General features: G+C 69.2%; 9 protein-coding genes. 5 read left to right on the plus strand and 4 right to left on the minus strand.

The features are described 5' to 3' along the window. Positions 1-110: 110 nt before the first annotated feature. From JOF29_RS22745 to paaN, 3 genes are read right to left on the minus strand one after another with little or no spacing between them, the layout of a single operon-like run. Positions 111-632 carry a flavin reductase family protein gene (locus tag JOF29_RS22745; RefSeq protein WP_209696508.1) on the minus strand — a complete coding sequence of 174 codons (522 nt, stop codon included), beginning with the start codon at positions 630-632 and terminating at the stop codon, positions 111-113. Then, positions 629-2,011, minus strand: coding sequence for a serine hydrolase (locus JOF29_RS22750; RefSeq protein WP_209696509.1), 1,383 nt, complete (start codon positions 2,009-2,011; stop codon positions 629-631). The genes JOF29_RS22745 and JOF29_RS22750 overlap by 4 nt, the downstream gene beginning before the upstream one ends. Next, positions 2,004-3,674, minus strand: a complete 1,671-nt coding sequence (paaN, locus tag JOF29_RS22755; protein ID WP_209696510.1) for a phenylacetic acid degradation protein PaaN — start codon at positions 3,672-3,674, stop codon at positions 2,004-2,006. The genes JOF29_RS22750 and paaN overlap by 8 nt, the downstream gene beginning before the upstream one ends. 59 nt (positions 3,675-3,733) lie before the next feature. On the opposite strand from paaN, the gene paaI reads away from it, so the two are divergent. Genes paaI through paaK form a run of 3 tightly spaced genes read left to right on the plus strand, consistent with a single transcriptional unit; the run spans position 3,734 to position 6,672 of the window. Further along, the gene (paaI, locus tag JOF29_RS22760; protein ID WP_209696511.1) at positions 3,734-4,165 is read left to right on the plus strand and encodes a hydroxyphenylacetyl-CoA thioesterase PaaI; all 432 of its coding nucleotides are present in this window, start codon (positions 3,734-3,736) and stop codon (positions 4,163-4,165) included. Then, positions 4,162-5,364: a 3-oxoadipyl-CoA thiolase gene (pcaF, locus tag JOF29_RS22765; protein ID WP_209696512.1), complete on the plus strand. Its 1,203-nt coding sequence runs from the start codon at positions 4,162-4,164 to the stop codon at positions 5,362-5,364. The genes paaI and pcaF overlap by 4 nt, the downstream gene beginning before the upstream one ends. A gap of 9 nt (positions 5,365-5,373) precedes the next feature. Next, positions 5,374-6,672, plus strand: a complete 1,299-nt coding sequence (paaK, locus tag JOF29_RS22770; protein ID WP_209696513.1) for a phenylacetate--CoA ligase PaaK — start codon at positions 5,374-5,376, stop codon at positions 6,670-6,672. Between the two features lie 42 nt (positions 6,673-6,714). On the opposite strand, the gene JOF29_RS22775 is transcribed toward paaK, so the two are convergent. Next, a complete protein-coding gene (locus tag JOF29_RS22775) occupies positions 6,715-12,999 on the minus strand; it encodes an RHS repeat domain-containing protein (protein WP_209696514.1) in 6,285 nt (2,094 codons plus the stop codon). A 192-nt stretch (positions 13,000-13,191) separates the two neighbouring features. On the opposite strand from JOF29_RS22775, the gene JOF29_RS45490 reads away from it, so the two are divergent. Next, positions 13,192-17,091, plus strand: coding sequence for an RICIN domain-containing protein (locus tag JOF29_RS45490; RefSeq protein ID WP_209696515.1), 3,900 nt, complete (start codon positions 13,192-13,194; stop codon positions 17,089-17,091). Positions 17,092-17,408: 317 nt separating this feature from the next. Next, positions 17,409-17,930: a DinB family protein gene (locus tag JOF29_RS22785; protein WP_209696516.1), complete on the plus strand. Its 522-nt coding sequence runs from the start codon at positions 17,409-17,411 to the stop codon at positions 17,928-17,930. Positions 17,931-17,981: the final 51 nt, after the last annotated feature.

A 17,981-nucleotide genomic window follows, 5' to 3' on the forward strand; every position in this document is an offset into this window, starting at 1 on the left:
CCCCCACTCTGGAACTGCTACTCGCCAGTGTCAACGCTCCGCGCAGGCGCGTTGCGCAGCCGTGACCCCGTCCACGTTGACACTGTGAGAGCGCGCACATCCTTACCCAGTCAGGGGAGGGTGAGGTAGCGGCCTCGGTGGTGGGTCAAGGCGGGTACGTCGTCCGCGGCGAAGTCGACGTGTGCGATCTCGAGCTGCACCTGCAGGCCCCAGCCGACCTCCGGCGGGTCCGGGTCGACGAGTGTGCAGCCGGCCCAGGTACTGACACCGACCGGCGCCGGGCCCCAGGCGGTGTCCGTCCAGTCGATCAGCCTGAACGGCCCGCCTGGCGCCGGCGCGACGTACCCGAAGGCGTCGGCCAGCTGCCGATGCGGTTCGCCGAGCAGCGACACCACCGCCGTCCTTGCCTCGCGCAACGTCTCCCAGAGGTCCGAGTCCGGGTCCAGCAGCCCGATCACGTACCCGGGCTCACCGTCCGCGACCAGCATCGACGACACCGTGAGCCCGGCCCGTTTCCCCTCGTACGCCGTCGTCCACAGCCCGACCGGCGACGGCAGCCGCCCGCGGAACCGCCGTACCGGACTCCGCTCCGACTCGGGCGGCAGGAAGGGGTGGTCGCCGTGAATACTCACCGGGCCACGGTAACGCGCTCCGGCAGGGTGAAGCGGTCGATCGGGGACAGGCTCACGCCGCTGGAGCCGCGGACCGTCTCGACCGCGCCGTCGGCGTCGAACGTGAACCGGTACGACTCGCCGTACGAGCCGTCGTGGCCGCCGGTGACCCGCAACGTGTCGCCTTCGGCCTCGAGCGGCACCGGCGCGTCGGCGGGGTTCGGCGCGGCCGGATCGGTCGCGTACAGGCGGCCGCCGAGCACGGCGATGTCGACGACGCCCCAGATGTTCGCATAACGGCCGGTGAACCGGTCGAGGCCGGTCGCGTGGCCCCGCTCCTTCGACTCGGCGAGGTCGATCAGCCGCAGGAGGCCTTCGGCCAGTTGCACCGCGGGCCCGTCGATCGCGTTGGTCAGCACCGACACGGCCAGGCGCCGCTCGGGGTCGAACAGGCTCCGCGTGATGTGGCCCGGATACCCGCCGCCGTGCCCGAAGACGTCCCGGTCGCCGACCTTCGAGATCCCCATGCCCAGGCCGTACCGGCCCTTCTCGTCGGAGCCGGTCACCCACAGCGGGTGCTGCATCTCGCGCTTCGACTTGTCCGTCAACAGCCGGTCGTCGCCGGGCAGGTGCGCGGAGAAGTACGTCACCAGGTCGCGCGCGTTGCCGAAGAACCCGGTCGCCGCGGCCAGCGCCCGGGTGTCGACGTGCTCGATCGGCACCCGCGTGTCGGCGTACACCAGCGCGCTGTAGCCGGCGGCGTACTCCGCCAGCCGCGCCGGGTCCAGCTCCGGACCGAGGTCGGACAGCCCGAGCTTGTCCACGATCGACGTCTGGACGAACGCGTTGTACGACATCCCGCTGACCGCCTCGACGACGAGCCCGAGCAGGCCGTACCCGATGTTCGAGTACTTGAAGCGCTCGTTCTCCGGGAGCACCGCCGAGGCCGCGTCCCGCAGTACGTCGAGGAGCTCGTCGCGGTCCGGGAACGACTTGGCCAGCTGCCACCAGTCGGCGTCCTGGCTGTCCCGGGTGATGCCGCCGGCGTGGGCGAGCAGTTCGCGGACGGTCCGCTCACCGATCGGCGTACCGACGATCTCGGTGACGTGCTGCGACGCCCTGTCGTCCAGCCGCAGCCGGCCCTGCTCGACCAGCTGGAGGACGGCGGTCCCGGTGAACGTCTTCGAGTGCGACGCGATCCGGAACAGGTGCTGGTCGGTCAGCGGTACGTCGTTCTCCACGTCGGCGTGGCCGTACGCGCCGGAGAACACCACGCGGTCCTCGGCGTACACCGCGACCTGGACGCCGGGGATCCGTTGGTAGTGCTGGTTGTACTTCAGCCAGCCGTCGTAGTAGGCGAGGACTTCACGAAGGGTTCTGGGATCTGGCGCATCAGACATGACGCCTAGATTGAATGACGCGGAAGCGACTCGCAACGTAAGCGCCGTCGGTGTACGTCGCGTTCGCCGCCGGATTGGCCCCGGTGCCGTGGAAGTCACTGAACGCGGCGGACTGGTTCACGAACACCTGGCCGGTGAGGTTCTCGGACAGCGCGACGCCCGCGTCGAGGGCCGCGTCCCGGGCCTCGTCGAGGATCTTCGGGTCGGTCGAGTAGATCCCGGCAGTCATCGCGCCGTCCTCGGTCACGGTCGACCGCAACAGCTCGATCGACTGCGCGGTGTCCGCGGTCCGGACCAGGAACGACACCGGTCCGAAGCACTCCCGCCCGTACACGTCGGCGTCCGCGGCGTCGATCGCGACCAGCAGCGGGGTCCGGACGACCGCCTCCGGGTACGCCGGGTGCTGGATCGCGCGGGACTCGAGCACCACGTCGCCGTACTCGCCGGCCAGCTCCAGGCGGCTGATCACGGCCTGGTTGACGATGCCGCCGAGGATCTCGACCGCGCGGGCATCGTCGCCGAGGAGCTTGCCGATCGCGGCCGCGAGCCCGGCGCCGACCTCCTCGAAGGACTTGCGGCCCTCGTCGGTCTCGATACCGCCGGCCGGGACGAACAGGTTCTGGGTGGTGGTGCACATCTGGCCCGAGTACAGGCTCAGGGTGAAGGCGAGGTTGTTGCAGAGCGCCTTGAAGGAGTCGGTGGAGTCGATGATCACCGCGTTGACGCCGGCCTTCTCGGTGAAGACGGTCGCCTGGGTGGCGTTCTGCTCGAGCCATTCGCCGAACTCGCTGCCGCCGGTGAAGTCGATCAGCTTCACCTCGGGACGCTGGGCCAGCGGCTTGGCCAGGCCGTCACCCGCGCGTTCGGCGGCGAGCGTGACCAGGTTCGGGTCGAAGCCGGCCTCGGCGAGCACCTCGCGGCACACCTCGACCGTGATCGCCAGCGGCAGCACGGCCAGCGGGTGCGGCTTCACCACGACGGCGTTGCCGGTGACGAGCGAGGCGAACAGGCCGGGCCAGGAGTTCCAGGTCGGGAACGTGTTGCAGCCGATCACCAGCGCGACACCGCGGCCGGTGACCGTGAAGGTCTTCTCCATCCGGATCGGGTCACCCTTGGCGGGCTTCTCCCAGGTCGCGGTGGCCGGGTAGCGGTTCATCTCCTCGTACGCGTACGCGACCGCCTCCAGCGCCCGGTCCAGCGCGTGCGCGCCGCCGGCCTGGAACGCCATCACGAACGCCTGCCCGCTGGTGTGCTGGACCGCGTTCGCCAGCTCGAAGATTCGCTGGTGCAGCCGGTCCAGGATCTCCAGCGTGACGCCGGTGCGCCCGTCGATCCCGGCCCGCCGCCAGTCCGCGAGCCCCTGCTGGGCGGCCGCGAGCAGCTCGTCCAGACCGTCCTCGACCACCCTCGGGTACGCGACGTCCATGGCGATCCCGTACGGCGACTGCTCGGTGACGACCGTGCCGCGGGCACCGGGGATGTCGAGCGGGTACGCCGTACCGAGCTGGGCCTCGAAGGCCGTCTTGCCATCCGCCGCCGCGGTCTCGCCGTACACCCGCGGGCTCGGCGACTCGGGGAACGCGGAGTGGTAGCCGCGGTCGTGGATCGCCTTCAGCGCGCCGTCGAGGCGCTCACGGTGGGAGGAGAGCAGGTCCGTGGTCATGCCTGCGATGTTACAGTCAATGGCGCAACCGGTACTAGGGTGTCACAACCTGACTTCTGATGGGCGAGCGTATGGACGACTTGGCGGCGCGGGTGGCGGCGGCGATGTGGGCGGAGGACACCGCCAGCGCCGGGCTCGGCATGACGCTGGTCGAGGTCACCGAGGGCACCGCGCGGCTCGAGATGACGGTCCGCGAGGACATGGTCAACGGGCACGGAATCGCGCATGGTGGATTCGTGTTCAGTCTGGCCGACTCGGCGTTCGCGTTCGCGTGCAACTCACGCAACCGGGTCACGGTCGCGCAGGCCTGCGACATCGTGTTCGTGGCACCGGCGCACCGCGGCGACGTCCTGGTCGCGGAGGCCCGCGAGCGGACCACGTTCGGCCGGAACGCGATCTACGACATCACGGTCACCCGCGGCGACGACGTGATCGCCGAGTTCCGCGGCCGCAGCCGGCAACTGTCCGGCACCATCCTGGAGGAGTCATGACACGCGAGGCCTTTCTGGTCGACGGGGTCCGCACCCCGATCGGGCGGTACGGCGGTGCGCTGTCGGCGGTTCGGCCCGACGACCTGGCCGCGCACGTCGTCTCGTCGCTGCTGAACCGGACCGCGCTCGACCCGGCCCGGATCGACGACGTGATCCTCGGCTGCGCGAACCAGGCCGGCGAGGACAACCGGAACGTCGCGCGGATGGCGGTGCTGCTCGCCGGACTGCCCGACTCGGTGCCCGGTACGACGATCAACCGGCTCTGCGGGTCCGGGCTGGACGCGGTCGCGTCCGCGGCCCGGTCGATCATTGCCGGGGACAACGACATCGTGGTGGCCGGCGGCGTGGAGTCGATGTCGCGGGCGCCGTTCGTGCTGCCGAAGGCGACGACCGCGTTCGCGCGGCAGGCGGAGGTGTTCGACACCACGATCGGGTGGCGGTTCGTGAATCCGGTCCTGAAGGCGCAGTACGGGATCGACTCGATGCCGGAGACCGCGGAGAACGTGGCTGCTGACTTCGGGATCAGCCGCGAGGACCAGGATCTGTTCGCGTTGCGGTCGCAGCAGCGGGCGGCGAAGGCGCAGTCGAACGGGCGGCTGGCGGAGGAGATCGTCGCGGTCGACGTACCGGGTAAGCGCGGTGCGGTGACGGTTGTGGATGCCGACGAGCATCCGCGGGAGACGTCGCTCGAGGCTCTGGCCGGTTTGAAGACTCCGTTCCGGTCGCCCGGAACGGTTACGGCGGGGAATGCCTCGGGGGTCAACGACGGGGCGGCCGCTGTGCTTGTGATGAGTGGGGACGCTGTCGAGCGGTACGGGGCGACGCCGATCGCCCGGGTGGTGGGGACCGCTGCCGCCGGGGTGCCGCCGCGGATCATGGGGATCGGGCCGGCGCCGGCGACCCGGAAGCTGCTCGGCCGGACCGGGGTCGCGTTGTCCGAGATCGAGGTGATCGAGCTGAACGAGGCGTTCGCGTCGCAGTCGCTCGCCGTACTGCGGGAGCTCGGCCTGCCGGACGACGCCGACCACGTGAACCCGAACGGCGGCGCCATCGCCCTCGGGCATCCGCTCGGCATGTCGGGGGCACGATTGGCGTTGACCGCCGCGCTGGAGCTTCGGCACCGCGACGCCCGGTACGCGCTGGCCACCATGTGCATCGGCGTCGGGCAGGGCATCGCGACCCTGCTCGCCCGTCCTTAGGAGTCGTTCATGCTCGGTGAGGCTTGCCCCCCGGAACTGCGCGACCCCGGCGAGAAGCTGTCCGTCGACGAACTCCGCACCCGGCAGTTGTCGTTGCTTCAGGCAACTGTACGGCGGGCGTACGAGAACGTGCCGCACTATCGTTCCGCGCTGGATGCGGCCGGTTTCAAGCCCGGTGATCTGCAGTCGTTGGCGGATCTGAGTCGCTTGCCGTTCACTGCGAAGAAGGATTTGCGGGACAACTACCCGTTCGGAATGTTCGCGGTTCCCCGAACTGAGGTGGCTCGCGTGCATGCCTCGTCGGGGACCACCGGCCGGCCGACGGTGGTCGGGTACACGCGGCGGGATCTGGACAACTGGGCCGATCTGATGGCGCGCTCGATCCGGGCGGCGGGTGGGCGTGCCGGGGACGTGTGTCACATTGCCTACGGGTACGGGTTGTTCACCGGCGGGCTGGGTGCGCACTACGGGGCCGAGCGGCTCGGGTGCACCGTCGTACCGATCTCGGGTGGGATGACCGAGCGCCAGGTGGACCTGCTCCGCGACTTCGGCGCCCGGATCATCATGGTCACGCCGTCGTACTTCCTGTCGATCGTGGACGAGCTGGAGCGCCGTGGGCTGGATCCGCGGGACACCTCGCTGCGGATCGGGATCTTCGGCGCCGAGCCGTGGACCGAGGCGATGCGTACCGAGGTCGAGGAACGCACCGGGATCCACGCCGTCGACATCTACGGCCTGTCCGAGGTGATGGGGCCGGGCGTCGCGCAGGAATGCGTGGAGACCAAGGACGGCCTGCACATCTGGGAGGACCACTTCTACCCGGAGATCATCGACCCGGTGACCGGCGAGGTGCTGCCCGACGGCTCCGAGGGTGAGCTGGTGTTCACGACGCTCACCAAGGAAGCCTTCCCGGTACTGCGGTACCGCACCCGCGACCTGACCCGCCTGCTGCCCGGCACCGCCCGGCCGGGGATGCGCCGGATGCAGAAGATCACCGGCCGCACCGACGACATGATGATCGTCCGGGGCGTCAACGTCTTTCCCACCCAGATCGAGGAACAGATCCTGCTGGTCCCCGGCCTCACTCCGCACTACCTGTGCGTCCTGACCCGCCCCGGCCGCCTCGACGAACTCACCGTCCAGGTCGAAGCCGCCCCCGACCTCACGGACCGCTCAGCCGCCGCAACAACCCTCGCTCACCGCATCAAGGACCGGGTAGGCGTCACCGCCTCCGTCGAGGTCGTGGCCCCGCACGCCCTCGAACGCTCCCTCGGCAAAGCCAAACGCATCCGCGACGACCGTCACTGACGAACGGTGGAGGCACCCGGAACAGGCGCCTCCACCGTCCCCTCAACACCGCGAACCGGCCCCCATCGCATACACGCCACACCCAGACTTCGGATCGGTGTTGTCCGGACGTTGCGGTGCCGGCGAGTCCATCTGGTACAGCCAGTACATGAACCGTGGGAACGGAGCGGTCCAGGACAGTGCCTTCGGGACGTTGAAGCCGCCCGGCTCGTTCGAGTCGTTCCAGGCCATCTGCAGCCAACTGGTCACCACCAGCCCCGCGATGTTGCCTTTGAACTTCACGAAGACGTCCTTCCAGGTGCCCCCGTCCTTCGTCACCTCGCCGAAGAAGTCGCCGATGTTCTTCCCCGCGAGGCCGCCGGTTAACACGGTCCCCCACGGCAGATCGCCGGGGTCGTTGTTCCCGATGTCGATCGGCGGGCGACCACTACCTCCGCCACCACCGCCACCACCCTGACTGTTGGCAGCTCGGAGTTGGTAGGCCCAGGTGAGGACGGCGTTGGCTCGGGCCGCGATCCGCTCGGCGGCTGCCAACGTGTCCTTCGACTGTCTGAGCATGCGGTCCAGGTCCTTGGCTTCGGCGTCGCCTACCCAGCGTTTGAGTTTGCGGGTGACGCGTTCCTGGACCTTCACGAGTTCGCGGATCGTGCGGGTGATGCGGATGATCTCGCGGACCACGTACGACGCGTAGACGAGCAGCGCGTTGGCCAGTGAGTTCCAGCCCATCGCGCGGAACGCGAGGTAGAGGCCGACCGACAGGATCAGCAGCCGGGTGTGCCGGACCAGGCGTTCCTTCTCCTCGGTGATCCGTTTGTAGACCACCTTGACGACTTCTCGGAGCGTGGTGACCGTCTCCGTCACGTACCGCTGGCCGTCCGGGTCGCTGAACGTCACCGGACTGTTGTTGGCGTACGCGTACGCGTTCATCTGCTGTGGATCCTCGGTGTCCAGCTGGGGATCCGCCGAGATGAACCGGCCGCTGTCCGGGTCGTACTCGCGCGCCCCCAGGTGCACCAGCCCGGTCTGGTCGTCCTGCACTCCGCCGACGAAGCCCCGCTGGCCCGGCCACGCTGTCGGGGCGGTGCCGCGCACCTCGCCGTACGGCGTGATCCGGCGACGCTGCACCGCCAGTGTGTCCGCGTCGACCGAGACGGTCATGGTGCCGTGGTGGTCGCCGCTGACCCAGGTGACCTTGTTCCCGGTGCGTACCGCCACCTGCTGGTCGCCCAGCGCGTAGTACCGCGTACCGACCAGTGATCCGTCCGGCTTCAGCTGCAGTTCGGTGTCGCCGATGAACAACGTCGTACCGCTGGCGTCCTTGCGGAGGATGCGGCTGCCGTCGGCGGCGTAGATGGACGAGCTGGTCTTGCCGTTGCCGGCGAGCTGCCCGAGTTTGCCGTCGTCGGTCCAGGCCAGGGTGTCCGTGACACCTCCCTTGGTGCGGGTCTGCAGGTTGCCGTCGAGGTCGTACCCGTACTGGTCGACCCGGGTGCCGCCGGTGCCGGCGGTGGTCACCTTCTGCACGGCGTGCGGTTGCGGCTGCCCGGTGGCCGGGTACTCGTACGTGGCGTTGGTCTGGCCGCCAGGGGTGATCCGCTGTTCGCTCTTCCGGTTGCCGATGGCATCGAACGTCCAGCTGTACCAGTAGGGTGCCGGACCGCCGAGGGCGTTCTTGTCCGGGACGGGGCCGCAGTCACCACTGGACGGCGTCCACGCCTGCGTCAGCCGCCGGTAATCGTCGTACCCGAAGCACTGCGTGTCCTTGGCGTCGACGGTCGTCGGGGTGTCGGTCGCCTTGACGATGTTGCCGGCCGGGTCGTATCCGTACCGGACGTCCGACTCGTACCCGTTCGGTGTCAGCATGCTGGACCGGGACAACCGGTGCGATCCGGGTTCGTACTCGAACAGCTGCTCCGCCCAGTTGCCGCCGTTCGCCATCTGGATCCGGCTGGTCTCGCCGTACGGCGTGTAGTCGGTCTCGCTGACGTACGACGACGCGCCCGTCAGGCTGATCGGCCGGCTGCGCTGGTCGTACCCGACCGTGACAGTCTCGTCCGGCAGACCGCCGCGGCCCGGCGTGGTCGTGGTCTTCAGCTGGCCGTCGGCGGTGTACGTCGTACTGACCGGATACGTGCCGCCGAGCTTGCCCTCGGACGCCGGGATGACGAGCTCGGTACCGGTCGGACGCCCGCCGTCGTCGTACCCGGTATAGCGCAGCGTGTAGGCGTTGCCGCCGACGTACCGCGTCGCGCTGGTGAGCGAACCGGGCTTGATGGTGTCGTACTTCCACTCGGTCAGGAGCGTGTCGCCGTTCTTCACCGTCACCTGTCGGCCGAGATCGTCGTACCCGTATGTGAGCGTGACCTTCCGGGCGTCGGTCGTGGTCGCCACCTGGTCGAGGTCGTTGTAGGTGTACGTCGTCGTCCCACGGTCCGGGTCGTTCTCCTCGATCTTGCGGCCGCGGACGTCGTACGTGTACTGCCAGACGTTCCCGGCAGGGTCCGTGACGCTCGCGAGCTGACCAGCGGGCGTGTACGTGTAGCTGGTCTTGTCGTACGTACCGGTCGCCTTGTTCCCGTGGTAGCTGCGCAGCTCGACGAGGCGGCCCTGCAGATCGGTGATCCGGGTCGTCGCCTGGTCACCGGCCGGCGGCTCGATCGTCTCCACACCGGTGCCGTTGGTGTGCGTCCGGGTCCACTGCGTGGCACCCAGCGACAGGAACGACTCCTGCTGCGGACGGCCGAGGGCGTCGTACGACGTGAGCTTCTGCGCCGGGACCTCCTTCTCGTCGGTCGGCTTGACGATCTCGAACCCGATCGGCGCGTCGTTGGCGTACGGGCCGTTCTGCTTGACCTGCTGGCCCCGGCTGTCGGTGATGTAGTCCGTGACGATCCGGCCGATGCCGTCCGCGGCCTCGGACTGCGTCTGACGGCGGCGCATCAGGCCGTCGCTGAACTCCCGGGTCAGCTCGGTCGAGCCGTCGGCGCGCAGCGAGGTCGTAGAGACCACGCCGGGCTTGCCGGGCTCGTTGGAGTAGTCGGCGGCCGAGTTCGGGGTCGACGAGGTGTTGCCGGGCAGCCAGGTCTGGACCGAGCGACCGAGCGGGTCACGCGTGGTCCTCGTCGTGCGGCCCGCCACATCGGTGACGGCGACCTCTTCACCCCACGCCGGATCCAGGCTGCTCGTCGCGGTCTGTCCGTTCGGCTGTGTGGTCTTCGTCGTGGTCAGCGGGCCACCGGCGGCCGGCGCGTAGTCGACCGTCGTCGTCCGCTGCAGTGCGTCGTTAGTGTGCCGGACACGCCCGAACGTGTCGTAGTCCGCCGTACTCACGGTCTGGTACGTCGGCTGACCGCCGGTGTCGAACCCGGACAGCCGCTGGACCGCGAGCTTGTCCCCGTTCGCCGGGTCGTAGCTGGTCTTGGTGTCGGACAGTACGTCCTTGTTCGTCCACGGCTTGTCGCAGGCCACCTTGACGGTCTGCTCCCGCGACGGCAGCTCGGCGATCCCGGCAGCCGGGTTGTCGAAGTACTCGTACCGGGTACAGACGTCGTCGTTCGGGTCGGCCAGGTTTCCCAGGTCGGTCTTCGCGGTCAACCGGCCGGTCGCCTCGTCGTAGGCATTGGACGACGAGCTCTGCAGCCACCCGCTCCCGACCGCCTGGTCCTGCCGAATCGCCTTGTCCTGTACGCGGTAGGCCTTGGTCGTACCCCAGGCCTTGACCCGGGTCGCGGTCGGGTCCTTCGAGACCCACTGGTCGGTGATCGACCGGTCGACCACCGTGCTGCCGGAGTACGTCGTCTGCTCGCGGAGCTTGCCGGCCAACGGGTTCAGGTCCGCGGACTTGGCACCGGTGGAGTCGGTCACGTCGACGGTCTTCACCGACCCGTCCTGCCGGACGTCACCGTCCATGCCGCGGTAGTAGATGTTCATCTTGACCGTGGCCGGGCCGTCCGTGCCGTTCCCGGTGGTCACCTTCACCTTCTCGTAGCCGCGCCACTGCGACCAGGTCTTGCGGTCGACCTCGACCAGCCCGTCCTCCTCGTCGTGCCGCCAGGCCGGGGCCTCCGGGTACGCGATGTTCGTCACCTGCCCAGGGGTGCCGCCGACCAGATCGGACTCGGTGACCTGGTTCACGACGTACTTCGCGAACCAGTCCTGACGTTCCGCCTGGTCCTTCGGGGTCCACTTGATCGGGTAGCACCGCTTGCCGTTGTTGTCGACCGGCGGAAGGTCGGACGGGACCGTGCAGTCCGGTCCGAGGTAGTTCACGGCAACCTGCCCGCCGGTTCCGTAGGTGATGGTCTTGATCCGCGGCCAGATCAGCGCCGGCTGGCCCTGCGAGTCCGGGCCGATCAGGCGGTTCGGCAGCAGTTGCGCGGCGAAGGTCACCTCGGGCAGGGCCTTCGAGCCACCGACCAGTCCGGTGCTGGTGATGCCCTCCAGCCAGAGCATCCCGCTCCGGCCGCCGTCGTTCGGGTCCAGGAAGCTCTGCCGGAGCGTCCAGGACTCGACCGGTTGGTACGCCGTACCGCGCCAGACCTCGGTGACGACGCGGGACAGCCGCTTCTTCGTCCAGAACGACGGGTACAGCAGGTCGCCGCAGTTCGTGGTGCTGGTGCACTCCTGGTCGAGCGGTGTGTCCACATAGTCGGACGCGACGCACCCACTGGCCTTGAGACACCGCTCGGCGGTCTCGAACCGGACCTGCGCCACCTTGGCGGTGTTGTCGGCCAGCTTGCCCGCCTGCTGGCCGTACTCGATCCGGTTCAGGTTGCCGGCCCGCACGTAGTCGGCGACCAGCGTCGACTTGCCGGCCCGGCCGTACTTGTTGGTCTCGACGTCGTAGTAGAAGCTCATCGTGTTGCCGTGCCGATCCACGACGTAGTCGAGGTTCCAGCGGTACGCCTGCTGGCAGAACGAGTCCACGAACGCCGTCGCGTGGCAGGGCTCGCCCGGGTTGTTGCCGGCCACCGGGACGGTCCACGCCGAGTTCGTCGAACCGCTTGCCCCCGGCAACTTGTTGAGGCCGAAGTAGTACTGCGTCCCGGACTTGTCGGTGATCCGCCAGTACTCTCCCTTGGCGGCCAGGCCGGTGGCCGGGCCGCCGTCGCCGTTGTCCGCGCCGGAGAGCTTCTCGATGGTCAGCCCGTCGTCGGTGCGGGAGTGCCAGGTCTGGGTCTGGTCGTCGAGCACGAGCTCCCCGCCGGCGCCGTTCAGCGTGAAGGTCGCGTTGTCGGTCGCCCAGCAGAAGTCGCCGGTGACGCCGGTACCGTTGTTGCCCTTCTGCTCGGTCTTCGACGCGCAGGAGGCGTACCGGCGCTCGATCGTGCCACCGGGCGCGAACTCGAACCCGGCGCCGACCCACGACGCCTGGCTGTTCGCCGCGGTCGTCCGCCCGTCCACCGATCCGGACGCGTACCCGAGTGCCAGCGTGGGCTTGGGTCCGCCGAGGCTCGGCGGCACCTGCATCGGATAGGACCAGCTGAAGTCGCCGGACGACCCGCCGACCTGCCAGGTAGCGGTCGGCGTCAGCGAGGTCGCCGTACCGTCGCCCGCCGGACCTGCCGCCGCGGCGCTCAGAGCGAACGTCGCCGGCCCGGCACCCGCCGGTACGTCGGCCGAGATCTCGCCCTTGCCGTCGTTGTGCGACGGCAGCCGGACCGGCGTACATCCCGCACAGTCCGGAACACTGACCACCTGGAGCCGGGTGGACCAGTCGCCGCCGAACGCCTGCCGGAAGCCGCTGTAGTCCAGCCGCAGCGACACCTTCCCGGTCTTCGTGACGCCGTCGGTCCGGTTGATCCGGAACCGCAACTGGTTGCCCGTTGGACCGAGCAGTTCGACGGCCACCTTCGACGGCGAGTCCGCAACGGCCTGGCCCGCCGCTGCCTTGGCCGCGGCCTTGGTCGCCGCCGTCTTGGTCGCCGCCGCCTTGTTCGCGGCGGCCGTCGGGCCGATCCGGATCGGCAGTGAGCCGGCTTGGGTCGCGGGGCCGGTGATCGTGGTGTTCGCGTGCCCGGACAGCGTCGTGGTCCAGTCGACAGGCTGCGCCTGCGGCCTCGGTACGGCGACCTCGGCCCGTCCGGGCGCCGGCCACTGCGGCTGGGCGACCGCGGTGATCGCGTGTTCGGAGTCCCGGTCGGGCAGGCCGGGTTTCGCCGGCAGGTCCTGGACCGGGACGGACGGTTCCCGGGCCGGCTTGCCGTGACTGGCGGTGTGCTTCGCGGGAGTCAGCGCGGCGGGCGCGACCCCGGGTGTGGTGGCTACCAGGCTGACGGCGAGAACCCCCGCCGTCGAAGCCAGCAGCAGGTGCCGGCGATAGCGCATGAGTTCCCCCTGAAATGGGCGGCGGGACGCCGTCAGTGCACCGTCGGAATCACCGGATCGGCAACGATTTCGACGGGCTTCGAATGGCCTCGTGCGGCCGATTCCACGGAGCTCGAAAGGCCTTCCGCACGCTGACTGCGGGTGTCATCGTGTCCGCGTCGTCACACACCGTCCGAACAGCAGGGGGCCGCAGTGCGCGCGTTCCGGATCACTCAGGTACTGGCCGTTCTGGCCGCCGCTGCTCCACTGGTGCTGACCCAGTCACCACCCTCGGTCGCGACACCGCCGGCCCGCACCCCGGACAGCCCGTCCGCGCAGGCACGACGTACCGGCGAACGGGTGGAACTGCCGCAGCTGCGGACCGCGTCACGGCAGGTGTTCGTGAACCCCGACGGCACGCACACGCTCGTCCAGCACGCGACGCCGACGGTCGACTCCACCTTGTCCGTCGGCGCCGACGGACTGGTGCACCCGGCGTCCAACGCCAAGGGTCTGGCGTTCTCCGGCGGCGGTACCGGCGACCGGCTCGTCAGCCTGGGGTCGTTCCGCATGGGCTGGGCCGGTGTGCTTCCCAAGCCGGCACTGCACGGCGATACGGCGACGTACGCCGAGGTGCTGCCCGGCGTCGACCTGCGGCTGCGGGCCGAGCCGACCGGCTTCTCGAAGGCTCTGGTCGTCAAGAACCGGGCGGCAGCGAGCAACCCGGCGCTCCGTGAACTGCGCTTCAAGATCAGCGGACTCACGTTCACCTCGAGGCCTGACGGTACGACGCTCGGCGCCGACCGCCGCGGGCATGTGGTGCTCGCCGCGACCCAGCCGTTGATGTGGGACTCCGCCTCCGAACCGATCACCGTCAAGGCCTCCTCGACACTCCAGGACGGCGTACTGACCGTGCGGCCGGATCGGGCGATGCTGACATCGGCGGCGACGCGGTATCCGGTGACCATCGACCCGTCCTGGTCCGACCCCGCGGACGACCTGTGGACACACGTCGATCAGCTCCACCCGGAACAGGACTACTGGGCCTACGACCGCGCCGAGGGCGCCAAGGTCGGCCAGGCCTGGGGAGCCTACACCGACACGTACCGATCGGCCTTCCAGCTCGGTACGACGGGGATCGCCGGTGCCCGGGTGATCGACGCGCGGTTCACGATCGTGCTCGACCACTCGCCGACCGGGAGCCCCACGCCCACCGACCTGTACCAGACCACTCCGATCAGCCGGGCGAACCAGGTCACCTGGAACAACCTCGGCTGGCCGCAGTACCTGGCGACCGCGAGCGGCAACGCCTGGACCGGCCACCAGCCGGACATGACGATGGGCTTCAGCTCCGCCGCCCTCACCGCCTTGCTGCAGGGCGTCGCCGATCGGCGGGAGTCCTCGATCTCGCTCGGCCTGCGGGCGCCGGACGAGACCAACGAGGCGCAGTGGAAGAGGTTCCACGGTGAGACCGCGACGATCGTTGTCACCTACAACAACCCGCCGCGGGCACCACTGAAGGTGAACTTCGACTCGCCAAAATCCTGCGGCACCGCCACTGCACCGATCCCGGTGAACGACCCGACCCCGACCTTCTCGGCCGTCGGGAGCGACCCGGACGGCGACAACCTGGTGAACCGGCTGGAGATCCACCGCGTCGCCGACGACAGCACGGTCTATCAGCAGGACACGGCGATCACCGGCAACGGTGCCGCGTTCACCTGGGCGCCGGTCCCGGCCGGGACGCTGGCCGAGGGTACGCCGTACTACTACGTTGCCCGTAGCAACGACCAGGTCGCCGGTGACGGCGTCGAGTTCGGGCCGGCCAGTCCGCCGTGCTACTTCACGCTCGACGCAACCAGCCCCGGCGTACCGTCGCTGTCGTCCACGGACTTCCCGGACGGTCTGCCCGGCCGGCCGGCCCGTGAGGTCGGCATCGTCAAGCTCTCGCCGGCTGCCGGCGACACCGACGTCACGGAGTACCGGTACGGCTTCAGCCAGGACCGGATCCTGCTGACGGTGAAGGCCAAGCCGGACGGTACCGCCGACCTCCCGGTCAGTGTGCCGGCCACCAGCCGGAAGCTCTTCGTCCGGGCCGTGGACCGGGCCGGCAACCCGAGCCTCGACCAGTACGGGCAGCCGGCGTACGCCTCGTGGACGATGCTCGCGAAGTCCAACGGGACGGCGCCGCGGATCCGCGGCGACGTGAACGGCGACGGCGCGGCCGACGTGGTGATGGTGCTCGACCAGGGCAACGGACGGACCGGGGTCTGGAACGTCGACAGTCTCAACGGTGCGTTCGCGACCGGGACGATGTCGTGGGACAGCGGCATCAACGGCGGGTTCGCGTTGTCCCGCAGCCTGCCGGTGCAGGGCGACTTCAACAACGACGGCCGCACCGACGTGGCGTTCTTCCGCGACGAGCCCGGGCGACGCCCGGCGCTCTATCCGATGTACTCGGACGGCAACCGGTACGACCCGCCGCCGACCCCCGTCTGGAAGGCGCCGGCCGCGGACTGGACGATCGCGAGCGCCCACGTCACCTCGGGCGATGTGAACGGCGACAAGATCTCGGACATCGTCGTACAACTGAACACCGGCAACGGGACGTGGCGCGTGCTGGTGTTCCCCGGTGGCAACCTGTCCGCACCGGTGCAGTGGTTGCAGACGACCACCGCGGGTGGCGAGTGGGCCTCGACGCAGCCCGTGGTGGCCGACGTCAACGGGGACGGCAAGGCTGACCTCGCCGTCATCCGCAAGGTCAGCGGCTGCCGGACGGTTATCGACGTGTACCCGTCGTCCGGTACGGCGTTCGGCAGCGCGACTCCGGCGTACGACGGTGACTACTGCGCCGACAAGGGCCATCCGGTCGTCGGTGACGTGGACGGCGACGGCAAGGACGACATCGTCTCGATCTACGACACCGGCTCCGGTACCGCACTCAAGGTGTTCCACTCCAGCGGTACGGCGTACACGCTGTCGGACTGGTGGACGGGCGCCGGCTGGGACCCGCTGCGGACCTCTTTGCAGGTCGGCGACTTCAACAAGGACGGCAAGGACGACGCCGCGCTGGTGACCGCGCTCGACGGTGGCGGTCGCCAGGTCTCGCGGCTGCCGTCCAACGGGACCGCGTTCGGTACGCCGGTCCCGGACTGGAAGGAGACGGCGGTCGGTGCGGGTACTGGGCCGAAGTACGACATCGAGCCGCGGACGTACGAGCTGGTGTCGCGGAACAGCGGCAAGTGCATGGAGGTGGCAGGCGCGAGCCAGACCGACCCGGCAGTCGTGCAGCAGTGGGACTGCTTCGGCGGGCTGCACCAGCGGTTCCGGGTCGTGCCGGTCGCGGGCACCGAGCAGTACCAACTGGAGATGGTGCATGTGAACGGCGCGTCGCTCGACGGGACGCCGCGTTGTGTTGACGTGGGCAACCAGAGCACGGCCGACGACGCCCCACTCGTGCAGTGGAAGTGCGCGGGTACCGGCAACCAGCAGGTGCTGCTGGACTATGTCGAGGGCAGTAGTTACGACACCGTGGTGCGATTGCGGTTCGCGCACAGCGGGAAGTGTGCCGCGGTGCAGAACGCTGGAACGGCCAACGGCAACGCGGTGATCCAGAGGACGTGCGCCGCGGTTCCCGAGCAGCAGTGGATCCTGCGCGCGGCCCTGAACTCCACACAGCTCGACGGCCGGTACAAGGTCGGCGCGCTGCGACAACCGAGCGACAAGGACTACGTGCTCGACATGAAGGACTGTACGCCGGCGTCCGGGGTGCGGACCTGGGACTGGATCCCGGCGAGCCAGTGCCAGCGCTGGCAGTTCAAGCCGCTGGGCGACGACATCTACCAGATCGTCGACCCGTCGACGAACACCGCGCTGCAAGTGCTCGGCTGCTCCCGGCAGGCAGCGGCGCAGGTGATCGTGCTGCAGGCCGACCAGTCGGAGTGCCAGCGCTGGCGCGTCGAGCCGGCGATCGACGGTACGTGGACGATCCAGCAGGCCGACACCGGGTTCACCCTCGACGTACCGGGTTGTGTGGACACGAAGGCCGACCACCTGATCGTCTGGAACTACTGGAACGGTCCGTGCCAGCGCTGGAAGCTGACAAAGACGTGATCAGCGCAGCGCCGCACCCCCGCCTCCAGCGCCCCCGAACGCAGCCAGTCGCCCGAGCCCGGCGCCCGGCAGACAATCGCCGACCCGACGAGCATTCCACTCCACAAGCCGACTTTGAGAACCCACCGACCGTTTGGTGGCCGGAAAAGTGGTTGGTGGGTTCTCAAAGATGAGCTGTACAGTGCTGACGCCGGAGGCTTCGGCACCCCGGCGGCGGAGAGGAGGTGAGCGCGATGTCGAGTTCGACCGTCGTGCTGCCCCGTTGCCGTGTCCGCGGCTGAGCGGGGTGGCTTCGTACCACCAAGGAGTAGTCGCACATGACCGAAGTACAACGTCCGTCGCTGACCGCCGGTGAGCGGGAGCAGTTGACCGGATGGCTCGACCTGCAACGGTCCTTCGTCCGGATGAAGTGCGCCGGACTCGGCGAGGAAGATGCCCACCGCAAGGTTGTCCCGACCTCGCCGTTGATGACCCCGGCCGGGCTGGTCGCCCACCTGCGCTGGGTGGAGTACGGGTGGTTCCAGCTCGGGCTCGTCGGCGTCGCGGACACCGGCCAGACGCCGTGGACCGAGGACGGGCACGTCGACGCCGAGATGTTCGTCGACGACGTACCGCTGGCCCAGTTGCTCGACGAGTACGACGAGGAATGCGGGCGCTCGAACGCCGTGATCGCGGACCTGCCGCTGGACGCCGTCGAGGTGGGGCAACCCGCTGACAAGGCAGCTTCCTTGCGGCATGTGCTGTGTCACATGATCGAGGAGACCGCCCGGCACGTCGGGCACCTCGACATCATCCGGGAGCTGCTCGACGGCACGAAGGGTTACACGAAGGTGGAGTGACCCGGTTACGCCTGCGCCGAGGGGTGGATAGGATGTCCGGCATCTGGCACG

Origin of the sequence: Kribbella aluminosa, from assembly GCF_017876295.1 — a bacterium.
Taxonomy (GTDB): Bacteria; Actinomycetota; Actinomycetes; order Propionibacteriales; family Kribbellaceae; genus Kribbella; species Kribbella aluminosa.